General features: G+C 66.0%; 25 protein-coding genes and 5 tRNA genes. 10 read left to right on the top strand and 20 right to left on the bottom strand.

What is annotated here, in order from left to right; genetic code table 11:
* Nucleotides 1–53 precede the first annotated feature (53 nt).
* Nucleotides 54–1667 (top strand): MFS transporter, encoded by a 1614-nt coding sequence (locus AB0M14_RS35835; RefSeq protein ID WP_365003988.1) that lies wholly within the window; start codon nucleotides 54–56, stop codon nucleotides 1665–1667.
* Between the two features lie 100 nt (nucleotides 1668–1767).
* Here the strand turns inward: AB0M14_RS35835 and AB0M14_RS35830 are convergent, their stop codons facing one another.
* From AB0M14_RS35830 to AB0M14_RS35805, 6 genes are all read right to left on the bottom strand, one after another.
* Nucleotides 1768–2055, bottom strand: coding sequence for a hypothetical protein (locus AB0M14_RS35830; protein WP_365003985.1), 288 nt, complete (start codon nucleotides 2053–2055; stop codon nucleotides 1768–1770).
* A 10-nt stretch (nucleotides 2056–2065) separates the two neighbouring features.
* Nucleotides 2066–2485: a hypothetical protein gene (locus tag AB0M14_RS35825; protein WP_365003983.1), complete on the bottom strand. Its 420-nt coding sequence runs from the start codon at nucleotides 2483–2485 to the stop codon at nucleotides 2066–2068.
* 157 nt (nucleotides 2486–2642) lie between these two features.
* Nucleotides 2643–2753 carry a cold shock domain-containing protein gene (locus tag AB0M14_RS35820; protein ID WP_365003980.1) on the bottom strand — a complete coding sequence of 37 codons (111 nt, stop codon included), beginning with the start codon at nucleotides 2751–2753 and terminating at the stop codon, nucleotides 2643–2645.
* Nucleotides 2754–2885: 132 nt separating this feature from the next.
* Nucleotides 2886–3074: a hypothetical protein gene (locus tag AB0M14_RS35815; RefSeq protein ID WP_365003977.1), complete on the bottom strand. Its 189-nt coding sequence runs from the start codon at nucleotides 3072–3074 to the stop codon at nucleotides 2886–2888.
* Between the two features lie 157 nt (nucleotides 3075–3231).
* The gene (locus tag AB0M14_RS35810) at nucleotides 3232–3414 is read right to left on the bottom strand and encodes a hypothetical protein (RefSeq protein WP_365003974.1); all 183 of its coding nucleotides are present in this window, start codon (nucleotides 3412–3414) and stop codon (nucleotides 3232–3234) included.
* 166 nt (nucleotides 3415–3580) lie between these two features.
* Nucleotides 3581–3715 (bottom strand): hypothetical protein, encoded by a 135-nt coding sequence (locus AB0M14_RS35805; RefSeq protein ID WP_365003971.1) that lies wholly within the window; start codon nucleotides 3713–3715, stop codon nucleotides 3581–3583.
* Between the two features lie 248 nt (nucleotides 3716–3963).
* Here AB0M14_RS35805 and AB0M14_RS35800 point away from each other — a divergent pair, with 248 nt between their 5' ends.
* The gene (locus AB0M14_RS35800; protein ID WP_365003968.1) at nucleotides 3964–5235 is read left to right on the top strand and encodes a hypothetical protein; all 1272 of its coding nucleotides are present in this window, start codon (nucleotides 3964–3966) and stop codon (nucleotides 5233–5235) included.
* On the opposite strand, the gene AB0M14_RS35795 is transcribed toward AB0M14_RS35800, so the two are convergent.
* The 7 genes from AB0M14_RS35795 to AB0M14_RS35765 form a co-directional block, all read right to left on the bottom strand.
* Nucleotides 5221–5886 carry an HAD family hydrolase gene (locus AB0M14_RS35795; RefSeq protein WP_365003966.1) on the bottom strand — a complete coding sequence of 222 codons (666 nt, stop codon included), beginning with the start codon at nucleotides 5884–5886 and terminating at the stop codon, nucleotides 5221–5223. The two genes, AB0M14_RS35800 and AB0M14_RS35795, sit on opposite strands and share 15 nt — an antisense overlap.
* A 155-nt stretch (nucleotides 5887–6041) precedes the next feature.
* Nucleotides 6042–6117: transfer RNA gene (locus AB0M14_RS35790), tRNA-Lys, on the bottom strand.
* Between the two features lies 1 nt (nucleotide 6118).
* A tRNA-Lys gene (locus AB0M14_RS35785) sits at nucleotides 6119–6191 on the bottom strand.
* A gap of 20 nt (nucleotides 6192–6211) precedes the next feature.
* Nucleotides 6212–6284 (bottom strand) — tRNA-Phe (locus AB0M14_RS35780).
* Nucleotides 6285–6317: 33 nt separating this feature from the next.
* A tRNA-Glu gene (locus AB0M14_RS35775) sits at nucleotides 6318–6392 on the bottom strand.
* A gap of 25 nt (nucleotides 6393–6417) precedes the next feature.
* A tRNA-Tyr gene (locus tag AB0M14_RS35770) sits at nucleotides 6418–6496 on the bottom strand.
* A 65-nt stretch (nucleotides 6497–6561) separates the two neighbouring features.
* Complete coding sequence (locus AB0M14_RS35765; protein WP_365003963.1) at nucleotides 6562–7488, bottom strand: LLM class flavin-dependent oxidoreductase; 927 nt, start codon at nucleotides 7486–7488, stop codon at nucleotides 6562–6564.
* A gap of 176 nt (nucleotides 7489–7664) precedes the next feature.
* Here AB0M14_RS35765 and AB0M14_RS35760 point away from each other — a divergent pair, with 176 nt between their 5' ends.
* A complete protein-coding gene (locus tag AB0M14_RS35760; RefSeq protein WP_365003960.1) occupies nucleotides 7665–7979 on the top strand; it encodes a hypothetical protein in 315 nt (104 codons plus the stop codon).
* Here the strand turns inward: AB0M14_RS35760 and AB0M14_RS35755 are convergent.
* The gene (locus AB0M14_RS35755) at nucleotides 7969–9390 is read right to left on the bottom strand and encodes a short-chain fatty acyl-CoA regulator family protein (protein WP_365003957.1); all 1422 of its coding nucleotides are present in this window, start codon (nucleotides 9388–9390) and stop codon (nucleotides 7969–7971) included. The two genes, AB0M14_RS35760 and AB0M14_RS35755, sit on opposite strands and share 11 nt — an antisense overlap.
* Nucleotides 9391–9544: 154 nt before the next feature.
* Here AB0M14_RS35755 and prpD point away from each other — a divergent pair, with 154 nt between their 5' ends.
* The 4 genes from prpD (at nucleotide 9545) to AB0M14_RS35735 (ending at nucleotide 13594) form a co-directional block, all read left to right on the top strand.
* On the top strand, nucleotides 9545–11047 hold the full coding sequence (prpD, locus tag AB0M14_RS35750; RefSeq protein WP_365003954.1) for a 2-methylcitrate dehydratase PrpD: 1503 nt from the start codon (nucleotides 9545–9547) through the stop codon (nucleotides 11045–11047).
* Nucleotides 11047–11961, top strand: coding sequence for a methylisocitrate lyase (prpB, locus tag AB0M14_RS35745; protein ID WP_365003951.1), 915 nt, complete (start codon nucleotides 11047–11049; stop codon nucleotides 11959–11961). Before prpD ends, prpB begins: the two co-directional genes overlap by 1 nt.
* The gene (locus AB0M14_RS35740) at nucleotides 11961–13085 is read left to right on the top strand and encodes a bifunctional 2-methylcitrate synthase/citrate synthase (RefSeq protein WP_365003948.1); all 1125 of its coding nucleotides are present in this window, start codon (nucleotides 11961–11963) and stop codon (nucleotides 13083–13085) included. Before prpB ends, AB0M14_RS35740 begins: the two co-directional genes overlap by 1 nt.
* A gap of 74 nt (nucleotides 13086–13159) precedes the next feature.
* A complete protein-coding gene (locus AB0M14_RS35735; protein WP_365003945.1) occupies nucleotides 13160–13594 on the top strand; it encodes a hypothetical protein in 435 nt (144 codons plus the stop codon).
* Here the strand turns inward: AB0M14_RS35735 and AB0M14_RS35730 are convergent, their stop codons facing one another.
* The 4 genes from AB0M14_RS35730 to AB0M14_RS35715 form a co-directional block, all read right to left on the bottom strand.
* Complete coding sequence (locus AB0M14_RS35730; protein WP_365003942.1) at nucleotides 13595–14233, bottom strand: TMEM175 family protein; 639 nt, start codon at nucleotides 14231–14233, stop codon at nucleotides 13595–13597. It abuts the gene before it with no gap.
* A gap of 26 nt (nucleotides 14234–14259) precedes the next feature.
* Nucleotides 14260–14784: a DUF6790 family protein gene (locus tag AB0M14_RS35725; protein WP_365003939.1), complete on the bottom strand. Its 525-nt coding sequence runs from the start codon at nucleotides 14782–14784 to the stop codon at nucleotides 14260–14262.
* Between the two features lie 70 nt (nucleotides 14785–14854).
* Entirely contained in the window at nucleotides 14855–15277 is a 423-nt protein-coding gene (locus AB0M14_RS35720; protein WP_365003936.1) for a MarR family transcriptional regulator, read from the bottom strand.
* A 71-nt stretch (nucleotides 15278–15348) separates the two neighbouring features.
* Nucleotides 15349–15636 (bottom strand): hypothetical protein, encoded by a 288-nt coding sequence (locus tag AB0M14_RS35715; protein WP_365003933.1) that lies wholly within the window; start codon nucleotides 15634–15636, stop codon nucleotides 15349–15351.
* 272 nt (nucleotides 15637–15908) lie between these two features.
* On the opposite strand from AB0M14_RS35715, the gene AB0M14_RS35710 reads away from it, so the two are divergent.
* On the top strand, nucleotides 15909–16427 hold the full coding sequence (locus tag AB0M14_RS35710) for a hypothetical protein (protein ID WP_365003930.1): 519 nt from the start codon (nucleotides 15909–15911) through the stop codon (nucleotides 16425–16427).
* Nucleotides 16428–16641: 214 nt separating this feature from the next.
* On the opposite strand, the gene AB0M14_RS35705 is transcribed toward AB0M14_RS35710, so the two are convergent.
* Both AB0M14_RS35705 and AB0M14_RS35700 read right to left on the bottom strand, forming a co-directional pair.
* Nucleotides 16642–17559 (bottom strand): peptidylprolyl isomerase, encoded by a 918-nt coding sequence (locus tag AB0M14_RS35705; protein ID WP_365003927.1) that lies wholly within the window; start codon nucleotides 17557–17559, stop codon nucleotides 16642–16644.
* A 149-nt stretch (nucleotides 17560–17708) separates the two neighbouring features.
* Nucleotides 17709–18164, bottom strand: a complete 456-nt coding sequence (locus AB0M14_RS35700; protein WP_365003924.1) for a nitroreductase/quinone reductase family protein — start codon at nucleotides 18162–18164, stop codon at nucleotides 17709–17711.
* A gap of 192 nt (nucleotides 18165–18356) precedes the next feature.
* Between AB0M14_RS35700 and AB0M14_RS35695 the strand changes: the two genes are divergently transcribed.
* Entirely contained in the window at nucleotides 18357–19685 is a 1329-nt protein-coding gene (locus tag AB0M14_RS35695; protein ID WP_365003921.1) for a hypothetical protein, read from the top strand.
* Nucleotides 19682–21043: a PQQ-binding-like beta-propeller repeat protein gene (locus AB0M14_RS35690; RefSeq protein WP_365003918.1), complete on the top strand. Its 1362-nt coding sequence runs from the start codon at nucleotides 19682–19684 to the stop codon at nucleotides 21041–21043. Before AB0M14_RS35695 ends, AB0M14_RS35690 begins: the two co-directional genes overlap by 4 nt.
* Nucleotides 21044–21295 lie beyond the last annotated feature (252 nt).

Raw genomic sequence — 21295 nt, 5'->3', positions numbered from 1 at the left:
TACGCTCGGGGTAGCCGGTAACGTGACACTCTGTAACGAATCTGGAATTTGCAATGACTACTACTGCACCGCCCCGGGCGACCATTCGTGACTGGATCGGCCTCGGCCTGCTCACGTTGCCGATGCTCGCGCTGGCGGCCGATCTCACCGTGCTGTTCTTCGCTTTGCCGACGATCAGCCTGGATCTGAAGCCCAATGCCTCTCAGGTGCTGTGGATCACGCACGCCTATGGCTTCTTGATCGCCGGATTCCTGGTAACGGCAGGGCGAGTCAGCGACCGCATCGGCCCGCGGCGTCTGCTGCTGATCGGGTCGGCGGCCTTCGCGATCCTGTCCGCGGTCGCGGCCTACTCCGCGACGGCGGAGCTACTGATCGCCACGCGGGCCGCCCTCGGCATCGCCGGCGCCACACTGATGCCTCCATTGTTCTCGCTACTGCGGGTGATGTTCCGCGACGATACGCAACGTCGTCTCGCGATCGCGATCGCGATCAGCGCCTTCACCGTGGGCGGCGCGATCGGTCCGGTGGTCGGCGGGATCCTGGTGGAGTACTTCTGGTGGGGTTCGGTGTTCCTCATCAATGTGCCGCTGCTGGGCGTCTTCCTCCTCGCCGGCGTGCGGTTGTTGCCCGAGCGCGCCGAACGCAATCGCACGCGCATCGATCCCGTGAGTGTCGTTCTCTCGGTGTCGGCCATGCTGCTGATCGTCTTCGGTCTGCAGGAACTCGCCGCGGGCCGCACCTCGGGCAGTGGCCCGGTGGTGCCCTACCTGCTCGCCCTGTTGACAGGCTTGGGCGTCATGGTGCTCTTCCTACGGCGGCAACGCCGGATCGCGGAGCCGCTCTTCGATCTCGACCTGCTGCGCCATCGGCGGGTGCGCGTGGCTTTGCTGACGCTGCTACTCATGGGAACGAGCATCACCGGGTTGTTCTATCTCTTCACGCAGTTCCTGATGTGGGTGGCCGGCCTGTCGCCGCTACAGGCCGGGTTGTGGACCATGCCCTACATCGTGCTGAACATCATCGGCGGGATGTTCGCCCCCGGCCTCGCCCGCCGATGGCGACCCGCGACGGTCACGATATGCGGCGTCGTCATTGCGGCATCGGGTGCGCTCGGCCTCCTCGCGCTGGCCGGAACAAACGCTTCGCTGCAGATCCTCGTCGCGGTGTTCTCCACCGTGGGGTTCGGTCAGGCGATGGCGGTCGCGTTGCTCAGCGATCTGATCATCGCCGGCGCCCCGGAGACGAAGACCGGATCCGCGGCCTCGGCGCAGGAAGCGGGCGCCGAACTCGGTACGGCGCTGGGTATAGCCGCAGCCGGTGTCGCCGGAATCCTGGCCTACCGTGGTTATCTGAGCGGGAACCTCCCCACCGCCGTGCCGCAACCTGTCAACGCGACCATTCGGTCCAGCATTCACGACGGCGTCGCCGCGACCGAACGGCTGCCAGAGCTCCTCGCGATCGTCCAGGACGCGATCGGGTTCGGGCTGCGAACCTACGCCGGAATCGCCGCCGCCATCTTGGCGATGACCGCGGTTCTACTGCTCGCGCTGCGTACCGACGAGTCGGCAGGGGCGATCCCGCCCCGTGAGTATGCAGGACAGAATCCGGGCGGCGTGCGCCGCAGTGGGAAGGATCAGTCGGGTGAAATCGAGGCTGGCGCTGCGTAAATGGTGCCCCCAGGGCGGTGTGGACAGCATCCACAACAACAACGATGCGCCCTGAACTGCGAATCTCCGCTGGTTGGGGGCGTCTTTGTCGTGTCCGGGGCTACATGCCCATCCGGTCCAGCATCCAGTCGCATGCCGCGTCCTCGTCGCGGGCGGGAATCGACCACGTCGCGTGCAATGGCGGGGTTACCCACCGCCACCGCCGCCACCCGGTTTGGGGCCGGACTATCCATGCCCTGTACTCGCGGCGCAGTACCGGGCCGAGGACGGCCCCCTTCGGGATCGCGGGCATGTCCCGGCGTTTGCCGTAGAGGTGGTATCGCAGCCAGAACCAGCGAGACGACCACGTCGGCTTCCCTGCGCTGATGTCGCCGGTGAGCAGTTTCATGGGTGCGCACTCAGCAGCCGATGAAGGTCCACTCGGTCTCCTTGCTGGCCTTGTCGATTCCGGTGTCCCAGGTGGCTTCCATCTTAATCCGGCCCTGCCACAGGCCGGTCCTGCAATCGAGTGCCATGGTGGCGACCTGAAGGTTCGGGTTGGGAATGGTCTTGTCCGACACGGGCATGCCTTCCGGCTGGGGTGAGGCTCCACGGGCTTTGTACCAAAGCTGTACATCGATTCTGAACTTGAGGGGCGGTTTGGGTTCGCATCTCACGATCCCTCCGACGACGACCGCCGTGTGGAGGAGGTAGGGGTTTCTGTTGAACGCGAACCCGCAGACGTTGAGGGCGGCAGCGTGATAGCCGGGTTCAGCGTGGGCGGTGGGGACGATCGTCGCGGTCGCGATCAGGGCGGCGGCGATGGCGGTGCGGATCATGATGTGCCTCTCGGCTGTTCGGTGAAATAGGGAACGCCCCGACGCGAAGGGGGCTAAGCGTCGGGGCGTTCAGTCCGTTGTGCGGAGTCGCAAGATCGCCGCGCAACGGGGGTCTCTAGATGGCGCGCACGTCCGATGCCTGTGGCCCCTTCTAGCCTTAAGTGATCTCGTACTCGACGCGCTGCCCCTCGTCGAGGGACCGGAATACCGTGCCGCTGACGGCGGGGTAATGCACTAATACGTCCGGGCCGCCTCCGTCCATGTTCATCCTTCTGTTGCCGCCCAACCGTTTTCGGGGTGGGCGTCATCTTTCATCTCCGGCACTGCGCCGGCAGTAGGTGCGCCCCGGCACGCCAACCGGGGCGCTTTTGCCGCGCGCGATGCCACGGCGCGGCGAAGCTCATCCCAGGCCGAGCCCTGCCGATCGGAGCTTGAGCACGGCTGCGGTGAGGGTGGCGCATTCGCCGATCTCGCATCGGTTATGGGAGCGCACCGCGCGTTTGGCGTTCTCGATGCTGGAGTACGCCCAGGTGGCGTCCAGGTGGTTCAAGCGGAACACCTGCCCTGTGCCGGGGTTCGTGTGGGTCATCGCTTGCCCCCTGCGAGCCACTGCTCAGCGGCAACCCTGCGGGTGCACGGCGGATCGCAGCGGCCGTGGATGACGAGGATGCCTTCAGCTTGCTTGCGGGTATCGATGGGAGGCTGCGGCTTGTCGTTGCACCCGTCGTTGACGAGTGTCCGGCTGCTCATCGCTTTTCCTGCTTGTCGAGCCATGCCTGAGCGGCGGCCTTGCGCGGGCACGGCGGGTCGCAGCTGCGGTGGATGGCGAGGATGCCGGTAGCCCGCTCGTGGTCGATGGGGTTGATCTTCCCGAGGCCGCAGTTGTCGTTGACGCGAACGACTTTCGCTGTTGCCGGACGGTTGGTCATCGAACCTCCTCCGTGATGTGGGCGATGGCCACGGTGTAGGCGGAGCAAGGTGGTTCGTGGTGGCGGTGGCTGTCGAGCAATCGGAAAGCGTGGCTTCGGCTGAGCGGCTTATCGGTTCGGCAGCGGGCGATATGCGCGGAGCTGCGCCCGGTCGCTGACGGGGCGGTCATCGGTCGACCAGGTCTTCTGCGTCAGGTGTCGCGGCGGGGCGGTCTCTGAGCTTTCCGAGGGCGTAGACGGCCCACAGCCCGTAGGGGAGGGCAGCGAAGACGATGACGGTAGCGGCGATGTGTGCGGGCATGGGCTTTAACCCCTAGGCGCGGGTTGGCATGGTGGTGAAACCACACCCGGCGCCAAGACGGGGCTCGACGACCGCTGTGCGAGTGCGGTCTGGCGAGCCGATCGTTCGGGGCAATCGACCTGACGCCGGGTGCTGCCTGCAGCATCTCACCGCGAGATGTCCTAAAATAGGGCAATCAGCAGGACGGCGGCCGGACATTTTATGTCCTAGTAGGACATAACGCCGCGAGAAGGGATTAGAATCGGGCCATGAATAGCCCGGAGAATGTCCTCCGATCTCTCCGTGTCGCACACGGCTACCGCTCGCAGCAGGCTCTTGCCGACGCCCTCAACGCCGCGGCCAACGAGATCGGTCTGCGCGTCCAGATCACCGACCGGACTGTGCGACGTTGGGAATCGCCCGCTCCGCCGTGGCCGCAAGCCGAGCATGCACGGACGCTCGAAGCGCTGTTCGGCCGGCCGATCACTGAGCTGGGATTCACGCCGGTGCGACAGTCCGGGGGAGACGTACCGCCTCTCCGAAGCGGACAGCAGGAGACGTGGGCGGCCCGCCACGGTGGCGCGGGCACAGGTTCGCTGCCGGCATCGGTGGCGTCGGAATTCATGCAGGCGACCACCGCCTACCGCCGCATGTATTGGTCGGTGCCCGCCGCACGCCTCGAAAGGCTGGTCGCCGAGCATGCCGCTCTGGGATGGGATCTCATGCATCAGATCCCTGGCGCTTCCCGTTCCCTCATGGCGCGGGCGGTCGCAGAGGCGGCGCTCACGGCGGGGCGACTGGAGTTCTTCGACTTGCAGCAACCGGAGGAAGCGCAGCCAAGTTTCGCTCTGGCGCTCCAAGCTGCGGCCGAGGCGGGCGATCATCTACTCGGCGGTGCGGCTCTGGCACACATGGCATTCGCGCCGGCCTTCGCAGCCGATGCAGAACGGGTCGATGTCCGATCCGAAGAGGCTCGCGACAAGATGCAGGCAGCACGCGCGTTCGTCTCCCGTGGTGAGCCGAGCGCGGAAATGCTGGCATGGCTCGACGCAGTCGAGGCCGAAGTGGAGACGCGATTCGACAACCCCGGCCGCGCGCTGGAGCTGATCGAGCACGCCGAACAGTGCTACGCCGAGTACGACCCAGAGAAGGGCCCTAGTCCTGTGTGGCTGGACTGGTTCTCGCCGGCCCGTCTCGCGGGCTTCAAGGGCAACACTCTGATCGCGGCCGGGAGGGGGCAGGCAGCGCATGAGACGCTGCAACACGTGCTCGCCGAGCTGCCCGCAGAAGCGATCAAGCAGCGCGCCGTCGTCCTCGCCGACCTAGCCGCAGCCGCGGTCCTCGAGCGAGACCCAGCGCAGGCTTGCGCATACCTTGACGAAGCGTTGAAGCTGCTGGGTGACCATTGGTATGCCACGGCGATGGATCGGGTGAAAGCCGTCCGCCGGAGCCTGCGGGAATGGGATTCGCTGCCGCAGGTCCGTGCGCTAGACGGTCAGCTCTACAACTGGCACACCATGATCAGGTCAATCGCTCGGTGAGGAGCCGTTCTCGGCGGCGGCGATCGAAGGCAACTCGTTGAGATCGATAATCTTCCAGTCGGACAGCATCGCGACCTCCGGCTTGTCGCGTTGGATCCAGCCCCAGGGGCCGCGTTGGATGTAGGCGGTGCGCATTCCAACCGCCTTGGCCGGTGCAATGTCGTTCTCGATTCGGTCGCCGACGTAGACGATCTCTTCCGCCTTGCATGGGGCGACCTCGACCACCTTCTCGAAGAACGCGGTCGAGGGTTTCTCTACTCCCCAGTCGTCAGAGGTTGCGATGAAGTCGGTGGGCAGGTCGAGACTCCGGAGGATCCGGCCGGACCTAGCCGTTTGGTTGCCGACAATGCCCACCCAAATGCCCATGTTGCGTAGGGCGGCGAGAGCTGGCCGGGCGTCGGGGTAGAGATCTTCCTCGCCATAGGTTTCTGGCTGCCCGGCCAGCGCCCGCGCTTCACGCTCTTCGGCCAGATTGAAGCCGGGGCGGAACACTTGGAACGCTTCGCGATAGTCCTTGCCCAGCGCAATAGTGGCACCGAAAACGCTGACGAAAGTATGTCGCGGGACGCCGAGCCAATCCGCCCAGGTTCCGTATTCTCGCGTCTCGTCGACCAGCGTCTCGCCGACGTCGAACACCACTGCGCCAATCATGGGCACACGGTACCGATCTTGGTCGGTGGATCCGAGGTGGGGGCCCGTCAGCCCTGCCTGCGGCAGGTGGCCTCTGCGTATTTCTTTAGTCCGTACGACGGGGTCCAGCTGTTCAGAAGGTGCAGGAGGGTAATGCCTGGCAGAGCGCCTAAGAATGGTGCCCCCAGTAGGACTCGAACCCACAACCCGCTGATTAAAAGTCAGCTGCTCTACCACTTGAGCTATAGAGGCGTACGCCCGGCAGGGATCGAACCTGCGACATCCGGTTTAAGAGACCGGAGCTCTACCAACTGAGCTACGAACGCGTGACGGAAATTGATCGTCGTGGTTTCTGAAGGACTCGAACCTTCGACACCCCGGGCTTCAACCGAGTGCTCTGCCATCTGAGCTAAGAAACCGCAGTACCCGCTGAGAGATGAACTAAGCAGGCGTGACGCAGATCGGAATCGAACCGACGACGTCCTGAGTGAAAGTCAGGATGCCCGTACCATCAGAGCAACTGCGCCATAAACGAATCGGAGGATCCGTCGGTGAGGGCGGCAGGGATCGAACCTGCCATGCGTGAGCACCTGGTTTACAGCCAGGCCGAGCCACCAGACTCATCGCCCCCTGGGTAGCGTGTTTCGAGCGATATCCCGCCCTCGTTGTCCCGAACACGCTGCCTGAGTACAGATTCTAGAGAAAGCCTCGCAACCGGCGCGACCCATTTATTTCGGCTGTCCGTGCATCCACCACTTCCGCCGCCACCTCGAGGAAGTTCACGTCGGTGACCGCTGGGACCAGAATGAATTCGTCACAGCCGGCTCGCTCCGCGCCGTCCAGAATTTCAGCGAGCACTTCGGGACTCGAAGCGCGCGCCGAGGCGGCGACCACTTCAGCCAGTTCGGGTCCGAGGAAGCCGAGGTAGCGAGTGGTGAAGGAGTGCAGCGCCGCGGCGGCATCGGTGACGCCCAGGGCGGTGAAGCAGCCGCTGACCTTGCGCGGGGCCGTCGTGCGACCGGCCTCGGTCCAGCACCGGTCGGCGAGTTCACTGGCCCTGGCGATCTCCTCGGCGTCGCCGGAGACGCTGAAGCCGGAGATGCCGTCGGCCCATCGCGCCGCCCGGCGCATCGCCTTGGGACCCATCGCGCCGGCGAGGATGATCGGCCCGCCCGGCTGCACGCACGGCGGCCCGACCGGGTCCGCGCCTTCGAACGGCGGCTCACCGGCGAGCAGTGCCTTCAGTTCGGCGACCTTGTCGTCGAGCTGCTGGTGCCGTCGGTTGAAATCGGCGCCGAGCGCGCGGTAGTCGTGCTCGCGGCCGCCGACTCCGACGGCCACCTCGAGGCGGCCGTTGGAGAGCTGGTCGAGGGTGCCGATCTGCTGGGCGACCATCGGCACCGGATGTTGGGGAAGCACAAAGAGATTCGCCAGCACCCGCACCCGCTCGGTGACCGCCGCGCAAGCGCCGAGCGTCGCGACCATCTCCGGGTTCGAGAACGTGACCCGCTCGCCCACCGAGACGCTCGAGAACGGGCCCGCGTCGATGCGCCGGGCCCAGTCGATCGTCGTACCCGGTCCGTAGCCGGGAGCCATCTGCGGAAGTGCGACACCGATCTTCATATAGCGACCTTCTCAGACCTACCCGCCTCCAGTCCGGTGATCCCCGATTCCGAGCACCGGCTGCCGAACTCGCACCGGCGGTGTCCGTGAATTGCCCACTGCGGCAAGGGGTTCGCGCGGGCTCGGCGGCGCGGGCCGGAGACGTGCTGTAATCGATGGTGGGGAGGGGAGAAATCATGTCTAAACCGGTCGAGCGGTGGAATCCTTGGTTGGCGCTGGTCGCCGGCATCCCGGGCGTGGCCGCTGCTGCGTTCTGGCTGCTGTGCGTGGATGTCGTGCTCAGGTCACGACTATCTGACGATCCAGCCAGCGACCCGCACGGATACGCGCTCATGTTCGGCACCGTGCTGTCGGTGCCCGCGGCGATCCTTGCCGTGGCCGGTCTCACGTTCGCCGTGCCGCCCCGCGTTCGCGTGCTGGTGCTGTCGATCGCGGCTCCGGTGTTCCTCGGCGGATCGGTCTTGTTGTTCGCCGTGCTGTTCAGCTCGTAGTCGGCGCGTAAGGGATGTTCTGAGAACTGTTGTCGTCCACCCGGATCGGGCGGCCCAGTTGTGGGAAGGCACGTTGGGCGCAGTTGGTGCGTTCACACACCTTGCACCCGGCCCCGATGGGAACCGCCGTGGTCGGATCCTCGACCGGGAGGCCGTGGGAGTAGACCAGCTTGTCGGCATAGGCGAGGTCACAGCCCAGTCCGATGGCGAAATCGCGTTTGGGCGCGAGGAATCCGGGCGTCTTCTCGTCGGTGGTGCGGGCCAGCCACAGATAGTTGCGGCCGTCGGGCATCTGCGCGATCTGGGTGCGGATGCTGCCCGGTGTCGTGAACGCTTCGTGCACCACCCACAGCGGGCAGCTGCCGCCGACGCGGGAGAAGTGGAACGCGGTGGCGGACTGACGTTTCGAGATGTTCCCGGCGCGGTCGGTGCGCACGAAGAAGAACGGCACGCCCCGCTTACCGGGACGCTGCAAGGTGGAGAGCCGGTGACAGACCGTCTCGAACCCGACCTCGAATTTCGCGGCCAGCAGTTCGATGTCGTAGCGCAGGGTTTCCGCGGCATCCCAGAACGGGGTGTAAGGCAGAATCAGCGCCCCCGCGAAATAGTTGGCCAGGCCGATCCGCAGCAGTCCACGAGAATTCTCGGGCATGGTCTCGGCGTCCGCGATGAGGTCGTCGATCACCGCGGCCTGGGTGAGAAACGCCAATTGCGTTGCCAGCTGGAACGCACGCTGACCGGGGGAGAGACGCCGAGCCAGCGTCAACACCTGGCCGCCGGGATCGTAGACCCGTTTGGGCCCGGGATGATCGGGGTCGTCGGTGCGGATCGCCACCGCGATGCCGTGCTGTTCCCGCAGCAGCCGGGTCAGTTGCAGATCCAGTCCGCCCAGACTCAATCCGTTGCGCGCGAACAGCTCCTCGGCCGCCGAGTCGAGTTCGGGAATGTGATTGCGCCGGTCGTAGAAGTAGTCGCGGACATCCTCGTACGGCATCGCGGCACCGGATTCGGTTGCGGCGCCCTCGATTCCGGCCGCGACCCGCTCCATCTGCTCGGTCGCCCCGCGTAATCGGCGATGCAGCCCGACCAGCAGTCGCGCCGCCGCCGGCACCCGGGCCACCAGATCGTCCATCTCGGCGGTCGTGATGGCCGAGCCCTCGGGATCCTCGGCGAAGACGTCCTGGAGGTCGGCGATGAGCCGGGCGTCGGTATCGGCCGCGAAGAAGCCCATGTCCAGGTCGTAGCGGGCATTGAGACGCAACAGCACCGGCACGGTCAGCGGACGCTGATCGTGTTCCAGCTGGTTGATGTAGCTCACCGATAGCCCCAGCTCCTTCGCCAGGGCCGACTGGGAGAGCCCCCGCTGCTCCCGCAACGTGCGCAGCCGCGCGCCCGCATACATCTTCTGCATATCGCCAATCTAGCAACCTCGACTTTCACAACTTTCACAAATTCACAGGGTTGCTTCCACAAAATTAGGCATTTGCGGGGTATTTCCGGCGTAAACCGCGCTGTGTAGCGTGCGAAAGGTACCGGTGGAAATCGACTTCCTGGAGGCCTGAACCGTGAAGAACCATCTCGTCCGCACCTACCGTTCCGCGGAGCACTTCCCGCGCGAGGAGCATCTCGCGTGGAAGATCGCCGAGGTGGCCGCGGATGCCGTCGAGGTGGCCGCGGAGACCGAAGAGATGATCGTGAACCGGATCATCGACAACGCCGCCGTCGCGGCCGCCTCGATCACCCGGCGTCCCGTGGCCAACGCCCGCGCCCAGGCCCAGACCCACCCGTACCAGCCGGGTGCGACCGTGTTCGGCGTCGAAGGCCGTTTCTCGCCGGAGTGGGCGGCGTGGGCCAACGGTGTGGCGGTGCGCGAACTCGACTTCCACGACACCTTCCTGGCCGCCGAGTACTCCCATCCCGGCGACAACATCCCCGCGATCCTGGCCGTCGCCCAGCACACCGGCCGCAGCGGCCGCGACCTGATCCGGGGCCTGGCGACGGGTTACGAGATCCAGGTCGACCTGGTGCGTGGAATCTGCTTGCACGAGCACAAGATCGACCATGTGGCCCACCTCGGCCCGTCGGCCGCCGCCGGTATCGGCACGCTGCTCGGCCTGGACACCGAGACCATCTACCAGGCCGTCGGCCAGGCGCTGCACACCACCACCGCCACCCGGCAGTCCCGCAAGGGCGAGATCTCCAGCTGGAAGGCCTACGCCCCCGCGTTCGCCGGAAAGATGGCCGTCGAAGCGGTGGACCGTGCGATGCGCGGCGAGGGCGCGCCGTCGCCGATCTGGGAAGGCGAGGACGGCGTGATCGCCTGGCTGCTCGGTGGCCCGAAAGCGGAATACACTGTGCCGCTGCCCGGCCCGGGCGAGGCCAAGCGCGGCATTCTCGACACCTACACCAAAGAGCACTCGGCCGAGTACCAGAGCCAGGCCCCGATCGATCTGGCGTTCCGCTTGCGCGAGCGCGTCGGCGACCTGGGCCAGATCGCCTCGATCGTGCTGCACACCAGCCACCACACGCATTACGTGATCGGCACCGGGTCGAACGATCCACAGAAGTTCGACCCCAAGGCTTCTCGCGAAACCCTGGATCACTCGATCATGTACATTTTCGCGGTCGCCTTGCAGGACGGTGTCTGGCACCACGAGCGGTCCTACGCCCCCGAGCGCGCGCAGCGCCCGGACACCATCGAGCTGTGGAACAAGATCTCCACCGCCGAGGACGCCGAGTGGACGCGCCGCTACCACTCCACCGACCCGAACGAGAAGGCGTTCGGCGCGCGGGCCGAGGTCACGTTGAAGAGCGGTGAGGTGATCACCGACGAGTTGGCCGTGGCCGACGCGCATCCGCTGGGCGCGCGTCCGTTCGCCCGCGAGCAGTACATCGCCAAGTTCCGCACGCTGGCCGAGGGCGTCATCGAGTCCGCCGAGCAGGACCGCTTCCTGGAGGTGGTCCAGCGCGCGGGCGAGCTGTCGGCGAACGAGCTGTCGGAGCTCACTTTCACCGTCTCCGCGGACGTGCTCGCCCGCGCGCCCCAGTCCCCGAAGGGCCTGCTCTGATGACCGGACTGCTCGCGGCGTCCAACTCCGCTGCCGACAAGCGCGCCGCCTTCAAAGCCGGCTTGAACTCCGGACAGATCCAGCGATTCCCGGGCGCTTTCAATCCGTTGGTGGCCAAGCTGATTCAGGAAATCGGCTTCGAAGGCGTCTACGTTTCGGGCGCGGTGCTCTCGGCCGATCTGGGACTGCCCGACATCGGCCTCACCACCTTGACCGAGGTCTCCGGGCGCGGCCAGCAGATCGCCCGGGTCACCGAGCTACCGGTGCTCATCGACGCCGACACCGGATTCGGTGAGCCGATGAGCGCGGCCCGCACGGTCACGGTGATGGAGGACGCCGGGATCGCGGGCTTGCACCTCGAGGATCAGGTCAACCCCAAGCGCTGCGGGCATCTCGACGGCAAGGCCGTGGTGCCGGCCGCGGACATGGTGCGCCGCCTGGGTGCCGCGGTCGCGGCGCGGCGGGATCCGAACTTCGTGATCTGCGCCCGCACCGACGCCGCGGGCATCGAGGGCATCGACGCGGCGATCGACCGAGCCAAGGCCTATGCCGACGCCGGCGCGGATCTGATCTTCACCGAGGCGCTGCACACTCCGGCGGAGTTCGAGAAGTTCCGCTCCGCGCTCTCGATTCCGTTGCTGGCCAACATGACCGAGTTCGGCAAGTCCGAACTGCTGACCGCGAAGACGCTGGAATCGATCGGCTACAACGCCGTCATCTACCCGGTCTCCACGCTGCGGCTGGCCATGTACGCGGCCGAGGCCGGCTTGCGCGAGATTTTCGAGCAGGGCACCCAGTCCGGTCTGCTCGACCAGATGCAGCACCGCAGCCGCCTCTACGAACTCCTGCAATACGAGCGCTACAACGAATTCGATTCCGACATCTTCAATTTCACCTTGGGAAGGCAACAGTGATGACGGAGACCGCGATTCCGACCATCTACAAAGGTCTCGCCGGCGTGGTCGTCGACACCACTTCGATTTCGAAGGTGGTGCCGGAAACCAACTCCCTGACCTATCGCGGCTACGCAGTGCAGGATCTGGCGGCGAACTGCAGCTTCGAGCAGGTCGCCTACCTGCTCTGGTCCGGCGAACTGCCCAGCGACGCCCAGCTCGCGCTGTTCCAGCAGCGCGAACGCGCGGCTCGGCGCGCCGACCGCTCACTCCTCGCGCTGATCGCGAAGATGCCCGAGAACTGCCACCCGATGGACGTGGTGCGCACAGCCATCAGCTATCTGGGGGCCGAGGACCCGGACGAGGACGACAACTCACCCGAGGCCAACCTCGCCAAGTCGCTGCGCATGATGGCGGTGTTGCCGACCATCGTGGCCGCCGACCATCGCCGCAGGCGCGGCCTGGATCCCATCGCGCCGCACTCGCACCTGGGTTACGCCGAGAACTTCCTGAACATGTGCTTCGGGAAAGTTCCGGCTCCCGAACTGGTCAAGGCGTTCGAGGTCTCGCTGGTCCTCTACGCCGAGCACAGCTTCAACGCCTCCACCTTCGCCGCCCGGGTGGTCACCTCCACGCTGTCCGACATCTACAGCGCGGTCACCGCCGCCATCGGCGCGCTCAAGGGCCCGCTGCACGGCGGCGCGAACGAGGCGGTCATGCACGACATGCTCGAGATCGGCGACCCCGCTCTGGCTGAGGAGTGGATGCGCAACAAGCTGGCCAAGAAGGAAAAGGTGATGGGCTTCGGCCACCGGGTCTACAAGAACGGTGACTCCCGGGTGCCCACCATGAAGCAGGCGTTCCTGGACGTCGCCGCGGTCACCGGCGGTGACAAGTGGGTGCAGATGTACGAGATCCTCGAACGCACCATGAACGAGGCGACCGGGATCAAGTCGAATCTCGATTTCCCTACCGGCCCTGCGTATTACCTGCTGGGTTTCGATATCGAGGTGTTCACGCCGATCTTCGTGATGAGCCGCATCACCGGCTGGACCGCCCACATCATCGAACAAGGAAAGTCCAACGCGCTGATCCGGCCGCTGAGCGAATACATCGGCGAGCCACAGCGTTCCGTCGTCGCCTGACAGCACCGCGCGACTGCCCGCACTCACCTGGTGCGGGCCGTTGGCGTTTCCAGCGACGGATAGCCTGGAAGTCTATGACGCCGGACTCAGCACGCGAGCTGCTGCTTTTCCACAGCGGCGCACACAACGAGGTCGACGACCCACGTTGGCAGCAGGGGTTTCTGGGGATGCTCCGGCCGTACCACGGTCTGCGCGAGGAGAACTTCCACTCGGTGATGGCTTGTGTGCGTGTATTGGCTCCCGCTCTGGAGCGCGATTCGGTCGACCGTGAGATGATCCAAGCACTCTGGGCGATATGCCATTTCGGCCGCGCGTGGGGCGTTTGGCCGGATAGTATGTTGCGCCGCAACAACCTCATCACCGAGGAGGATGCCGCCCGTCTGAGCGATTGGATCGAAACGATCTCCTACGCGATGGCCTGCGTCCTCGAAGGTATTCCTGGAGAAGGGTTCCACGAGTACGACCGAAGCCAACCGGCGTCGAAGGGGCGCTCCACGCTCGGCGAATAGTTACCGCCGCCGCGCCCGGTCGATCAGGCGACCCCCGAAAGTGGCTGACAGCGGCGCGAGAAACCAGGCGTACCACACGTAGGGAGTGAGCCAGGCGAGTGCGACCGTGGCGAAGAAGACAGCGGCGACCGCGTAGGACGCGTCGGCGCTGGTGCGAAGTTCGGTTGCGGTGATGTGTTCGGCCAGTGTGGATCGTCGGGACGCCAGATCCCGCACCACACCCTCGCTGGCGAACAGCAGCGCCGACGTCGCAGCGAAGAGGCAGACGGCAAGCCTGTTGTCCGCAGCGTGCCCGAACACCGCCGTCGAGTAGGGGAGGACCGCGACGAAAAGCAGAAGCGGCGCATGCCAGGCGAGAGTGCGCCGATCCAGCAGCGTCACTTCGTAGATCAGCGTGTGATGGCGGCGCCACACCGCCCACAGCAGGAAGAACGCGAGGACGAAGGCCACGAAAGAGGCCCGCTCGTGCCAGAGGAAGGCGGCGAGGGCGTCGGCATCGACCAGATCCTCGTCCTGCGGTCGCTTGATTTCGATGACCAGCAGGGTTATCGCGATGGCGAGAACGGCGTCGGTGAACGCACCGATTCGGTGCGGTGACCAGCCCGGACTCTCGGCGGTCGCGTCTCGGTGAAGCCGCATGGGAGCCTCCTGGGGTTCGGGACTGCTCAGGCTGTGGCTGCGAGCGCAGGCCGCTCGGACCTGGACAGCTGTTGCGAGCGGAGCGCGAGGACGATCATGACCGCAGGGAAGAGCAGGTCGCAGACCAGCACGCCACCGGTATTGCCGGGAGCGTGGTCGCCGTGCGCGAACCACTGGTAGACGTGGCCGACCGCCGCGCCCCACAGGAACATGCCGGCCCCGAGGCCGATGGTGATGCGCTCGCGTGCGCCCGCCGAGGCAGCGCGGAATCCCATGACGGCGAGTCCGAGATTGGCGAAGGCGATTTCGAACTGGAACGGGCTCGGGGTGAAGCCGATCGCGGTGGCCATCGCGTCCGGGATGGTCAGGAAGGCGATCGTCATCCACAAGCTGCCGCAGCCGAGCGCGGCGACGGCCCACCATCGCTGCCAGGTCTCGAGGGCGGCCGCAGGGGAGGGGCTGTGCCGTGTCCGGATCAGCGCGCCGACCACCGCGATCACGATCCAGAGCAAGGGGAAAGCCGACTGGGCAAGGTAGGACATCGCGTTCATACCTTGAGTGTTGCATGGTTAATATTAACCAGTCAAGACTTCTATTGATCCAGCTAGAGCCCGAATCGCGCTATCGGCGCGGCTCGAGGATCTTGGCCAGCGCGGCAGTGTCGCGCAGGTAGCGCTCGTAGGGAAAGCCCGCTTCGAGCAGCGCCTCGCGCAGCTCGTTCTGCAGCGGCCGGTCGCTGCCATGGAAGGCGTCACGGCCAGCCTCGGTGGTCCTGACCAGCCGTCGCCGTCCGTGCTCGGGGTCGGGCTCGACCGCGACGAACCCGGCCGTTTCCAGCGGCCGCAGGGCTCGGCTGACTGCCGGGTCCGACACCGACAGCGCCTGCGCCAGCTGATGCTGGGTCACCGGCTCGATCTCTTCCAGCGTCCCCAGTAGGCGAATCTGACTGTAGGTCAACGCCTCCGAGTCGTCCGCGCGCCGCCGCGCGGCCTCGCCGAGCAGGTACACCACGCGATGCAGCAAGTCTCCGAGTCCATCGTCCACGCATCGAACCTAGCAGGATCTTGCGTGGTTAACATTCACCAGCACGTCAGCCGGCGGCGGGGCGTCCCGGCTCAGACTTCGCGGTAGTGCTCGGCACGATGTGACAGCCGCTCGGTGAACGTGTCCGTCCACGCCGACCCTGACTCCTCGGCTACCGCTCGGCCCCTGCGCGACCGGACGGCTTGCCCGCGAGGCCGACCGGCGAGGTTCTTGCCGGGCCGGGCCTGCTCGGCCAGCAACCGCACACCCCAGCTGAGATATGCCTCCAAGGTCATACCCGCACATTCGGCCGCGTCGGCGAGACTGTGCCACTGGTCCTCGTCCATGGACACGGTCACCGTGAGATCCCTGGTCGCCATACGTGGTCACGGTAGTCCGACTTCCACGGCCGTGCTGGATTTGACGCAACACGACACCCCTCCGGTCTCGCAGCCGCATTCTCGAATGAGCTCCGCCAACAGTTTCGATCAGCGAGACAGTGACGGTGAGCGCGGGAGGCGTCGACGGGATGGCAAGGCCGCGTGCGGTTTTGCATACGCCGACGATATGTCGGGGCTCCTAGCATTCGCTCCATGCACGTGTCGATGCCGACTACTCCGCGCGTCGATTCCGGCCGACCGAAGGAGTTCCGTTGAACAGAACCAAACTCGCTGTCCTCTTCGTGGCTGTCCTGTGCTCGGTGTCGGCACCAGCCCACGCCGGACCCGCGACACCCGGCGCCCTGGAAGCCGGATTCCCGCATGTGTTCAGGTTGTTCCAGCTCGGCGACCCCGCCAACCCGGCCTGCGTCTACTACAACGAAGCCGCTGCCGGCCGCGGCGCAGCGGTGGACGCCGCCAACTGCAGATCCGACACGCCGCATTGGTTCGTGCGGAATTCCCTACCCGATTCTGTCCTCTTCCAGCTGGAGGACTTCCCCGGCAGATGCCTCATCGGCGATACCTCCACATTGCCCGGAGTCGTGCTCGTCGGGTCGTGTGACGACCCTCGCGCGGGCTGGGTCGGGGGCGGCCATATCGACCCGCCCCGATGGGCGTTGGCGCCGAGGTCGGCACCGAACATGTACCTGCGCGACAACGGGATAGCGCTGGTCCTGCAAAACACCGACACCCCGCTCGAGACCCCGGGCTACTACTGGAATCCGCAATGAGTGGGGGAGACGCACCATGATTGCCGACCGCGAAGTCATCTCACGGTTAAAACTGGGCAGTCGCGGGATCGGTTCCCAGGTCGATGATTTCCGGTGGCGTCCACGTGAGCACGTTAGTGGGCATGAGCTCGATCATGCCGTTGTGCTGGTGGCTCGATCGAAGCCGGCTCGATCGACACACCGCGGCGGCTGACACCGCGCTGTGCGCGCGCTGTCAGTTGCCCAGCTTAATGGACTCGATCTCGACCGGAATCTTGGGCTTGCCGTCGCCGGGGCCGTTCGAATCGTCGCTACCGCCTGCGGCGATCTTGTCCAAGGTCGCCAAGCCGCCGGCGTCCACCGTGCCGAAGATCGTGTATTGCGGTGGCAATTGGGAGTCGCCGTAGACGATGAAGAACTGGCTGCCGTTGGTGTCAGGTCCGGCGTTGGCCATGGCGAGCACGCCGCGCTTGTAGTCGACAGGCAGTTGCGCGCTCGGATCACTCGCCGTGAATTGATCGGTCGGGTACTCGTTGGCGAACTGGTAACCGGGACCACCCATTCCGGTGCCGGTCGGGTCGCCACACTGCAGCACCTTCAGGCCCGCGCCGGTGGTCATCCGGTGGCAGGAGGTTCCGTCGAAGTACTTCTGCTTGACCAGGCTGGCGAAACTGTTGACCGTGCACGGCGATTCGGCCTTGTTCAGTGCCAGCCCGACCGAGCCCGCGCTGGTCTGCATATTCATGCTGACCTTGGCTTCGGCTCCGGTGGTGGGCACCTCGACCTGCTCGGGCTTGGTGACCGGCTTACCGGCCGGCTCGGTGCTCGCGGTGTAGGCGCAGCTGACCAGGGCCGCTTTTGGCTTCGCGACGGGCAGGCCGGACTCGGCCAGGGCGGCCTTTGTAGTAGTCGACGATGCCGGCGCGGTCGTCGGCGCGGCAGCATTGTCGTCGGTGCTCCTGCTCAGCACGAGCAGTCCGACCACGGCGATCAAAACCACTACGACAACGCCGATTCCGCCCAAAATCCACGGGAGGTTGTTGCGTGGCGGCCGCCCGCCCGGGAATTGCCCACCGTAATACTGCTGACCCTGTTGCGGGAAACCATGGGCCGGTCCCGGGTTCCCGCCCCACGGCGGAACCCCGCCGGGCACGTGTGGACTGTTCGGCTGACTGCCATAGCGCGGGTCGTTCCCCGAATCACCGTGACTGCCTTGCACCTGCGACCCCCAACTACACCAGCGGCGAACTAGATCGGACTTGCCGCACGATGGTACCGGCCGAACCGGTCTTCGAGCCGCTGTCAGGCCGGTTCGCAGATAACCACCGGGATATCGCGCGGAGTGCTGCGCTGATATCCGTCGTACGGATTGCCGAAGCCGCGGGTGATCTCGGGCCAGAGCTCGGCCTTTTCCTCCGTAGAAGCGGTGCGCGCGACGTACGGCGCGGTCTCACCGCGCACGGTGATCTCGACGTTGGGCTGGGCGACGAGATTCAGATACCAGGCGGGATTGTGCGACGCGCCTCCGAGCGAGGCGATCAGGATGATCCGCTCCGCGGTGAGAATGGGCGAGCTCAACAACGTGGAGCGGCGCTGACCGGTCTTGCGACCGATGGTGTGCAACTCCAACGCCTGCATCCTGCCGAGCTTGTGCGGCCAGCGACCGCCGGTCAGCTTCAACAAGGTTCGGTGCCCGTTCTCCAGCGCCCACGCGCCGCTTTCCGCGACCCAGTCGGGGGTCTTCTGCTTGTCGCCCATGGCCTCTCCTCTTCAGTTGGCCCGGAATCCTCTGTCGACATCTTCGGGAGCTTTCGTGACTGCACCATGTGTCGCCGCTCGGAGTCAATGACCGGATCCGCCGTCCGCGAGCGAGGTACCGCGATAGTCCCACAACCGCCGAACGGCTACCTCGACGTTTCTCGGTTCTCGAACGGCAGACACAATGCAGCAATGGAAATCGGTGACGACAAGGACGCGACCGGACCCTCCGCCGCCGTTCACCACTGGACGGTGGGTCTGACGTGCCTGGCGATCGTCGCGTCCGGGTACCTGATCGCCGGGCTGCTGCACGAGCGGGAGCCGGAGTTGACGACCGCACCACTAACACCCACCACCACTTCGGAGCCGCCGGAGCCGGCCGAATATTCGTATGTCACTCCGCCGGTGACGTTTCCGGTGCAGATCCCAGGTTGTGATGTCGTGCAGCCGCCACAGCCAGGGCAATCGTTTTCGATGATTACGTTCGGAACACCCGAATACGACAACCCGTCCTATCCGTGGTTCTCCGGGCCCAAGGCTGCCGCGATGACGCAGGCGCTGCGTGCGGCGCTGCCCGCCGGTGTCGAGATCGCCTTCGCACCGGTCGATCGGTCACTGGTATTCCAGCCGATCCCCGAGGACCCCGCGGAGGACGAGAGGTTCGGCGGTTGGACCGACGCGCGCGCCACGCTGCTGCGCGGCGACCGATCGGGCTCGCTGACGGTGAACGTTCGCGAGTCCACCACCCCGATCCCGCCGTGCGTCGCCGGCGATCTCGATGAGAGACGCCGCCTCCCCGACGGCACGATCGTCGACACCCATGACACCTGGTCCGAGACGAATGGTGTTCGTGCCCTTTCGCGCTCGGCCACCGCGTACCTGCCCGACGGTTCTGTCGCCTTCGCCTACGTCACCGACGATGCCGCAGATGGCAGCGGCTACACCGGAAACGTCCCGCTGACCATTGATGAGCTCGTCGCGATCGTCACCGTCCCCGGACTCCAGGTCACCGCGCCGGTTCCGCCCGGAACGCCGAGCCCACCCGAGTCCTGCGGTATCTGGGCGGAGTCTTCCCCCGCGATCGATCAGGCCCAGGCTCGTCGATGGGACGCGATCCTAGCCCAGATTCCACTCGACGACTTGACCCTCGACCATTCGCTGGGGGCGCTGCTACCAGCGAGCGCAGGCGGGGTGTGCCAGGTAGTCCGGGTGACCACTCCTGGCCGTGAATCACGGTTGAGCGTGTCGATCAGCACCGAACAGCGGCTCCCGCAGGATCTTTCGCCGAATGATGGCACGACGTCACGCCGGCTGCCGGACGGAACGGTGGTCGAGACGCGCGAATCGCGAAGCACAGTGCTGGAGCCGTCGCCCTCCACGCAAACGACCCGCACCGTGATCGTCACCCGCCCGTCCGGGACCCAGATCCAGGTCACCTCCGGCGATGGTCCCGCCGAGCCGTTGCCGTTCGAGTTACTCGAGGCGATCGCCTCGAATCCGGGGCTGGAGATGTCGCGATGAGAACGGTTCCCGGGCTGCGCAACCTCGTGCTCGCCGCCGCGGCGGCCGTAGTCGCCACTGCCGGTGCGTTGGTGGTCCATTTACAACCCGAGGACACCACGCGCAAGATCACCGGTACCACGGACTCCGCTCCCGGCCTCGCGTGGTCGACCAGCGCTGCCGGGTTCGGACGCGCAGGCGCGGAGTTCCGCGATCCACGGACGGGCACCGAATTCGATACCGGCGGACCAGGATTCGTCGACGGTGGGGACACGCTCGTGACGGTGCTCGGTGTGCCGGACGACATGTACCTGCGAGATCCGGTGCTGGTCGGCATCGATGCCGGCACCGGCGCGAAGCGCTGGCAGGCGCCCGCCGCGGACCTGACCGGTTGCGGGTCCACCCCTGTCGATGGCCAGGTCGTGTGTTTCAGCTCCGACCGAGCGCTCGTCGGCTACGACCTCACCACCGGAGCTGTCACCCGCACACCGACGAAGTGGTTTCCCTTCGCCATCGCGACCCTCGATGATCGCGTGTACGTCGCCGAGGGCGACGTCGAATCCGACGACGTGCGCGTCCACGCCGGCACCCTGGCCGACCCGGAGGCGTACTGGTCTCAGGCCTTCGACATGGGTACGTTGTGGGAAGACTTGCCCTTCGACGCCTTGGACGTGTCCCACGGCCAGGGCGTCTTCACCCTCGGCGTCGATATCGCTGGGTTCGACCTCGGCAGCGGCAAGCCGACCTGGACCACCACCCAGGACGGGTGCTCCGATGCCGGCGCAACCAGCGGCGCCGTACTCGTGCGCGTCCGATCCGAATGCCGCGGCCACGAAATCACCGGCAGCGACCTCCTCGACCGCACCGGCCGCACCATCGCCACCTCCAATAGCAAAGTCGCCCAATTCCTTTCGATCGACCTCCCCACCGACGACACAGTCCCCGTCCTGCTCGGCGACAGCGGCTACGACCGCCGCACCGGCAGCCTCCTCTGGACCAGCCCCGACCTGATCTCCACACCCCAGGAGACCGGCACCGCGACGGCGATCTTCGGCGACGTCGCCCTCCTGCGAGACACCAACGCGCACACCACAACCGGCCTCGACTTACGCACCGGACACCGGCTATGGCGGACCGACGCCACCCGCTCCGGCACGATCCTCGGCTGGGACGGCCACACCGTAGTCCTCTCCGATTACACCGGTCTCTGGGCGATAGACCCCCGCACCGGCGCCACCTCCTGGGACATCCCATTCCTCGCCGTGAACACCGACCCCGAGTCCCTCACCGGACCCAGCCAACTCGCCGCACACGGTAAGGGCCACTACACCTACGCCAGCGCCCAAACAATAATCGGACTCCGGCCCCTCAAACACTGACACCGAATCGCCAGCTGCCGAATGCTCGGAGAAGGCAGCCTCGATTCCGCCTCGGGTGTGCCGTCCTCCCCGGCCGCCGGTTCGAAGGCGGCTCGCGCGGGGCTGTGGAAGATCAACGGGCCGAACGCAGCACGGCTGCCGACGAACGCACTGTAGGGGCACCCCTTTATTGTCAAGCCGTGGATGCGGGTGCGGGGTTAGCCTGTTGGGTGGGTCCGGGTTGTGGCTTGTCCGAAGGATCGGTGTTCGGGT

It is taken from the genome of Nocardia sp. NPDC051832, from assembly GCF_040681285.1.
In the GTDB taxonomy this organism is placed as follows: domain Bacteria; phylum Actinomycetota; class Actinomycetes; order Mycobacteriales; family Mycobacteriaceae; genus Nocardia.
The sequence above is the reverse complement of the archived record's forward strand: the minus strand, read 5'-3'. Positions and strand labels throughout refer to the sequence as shown.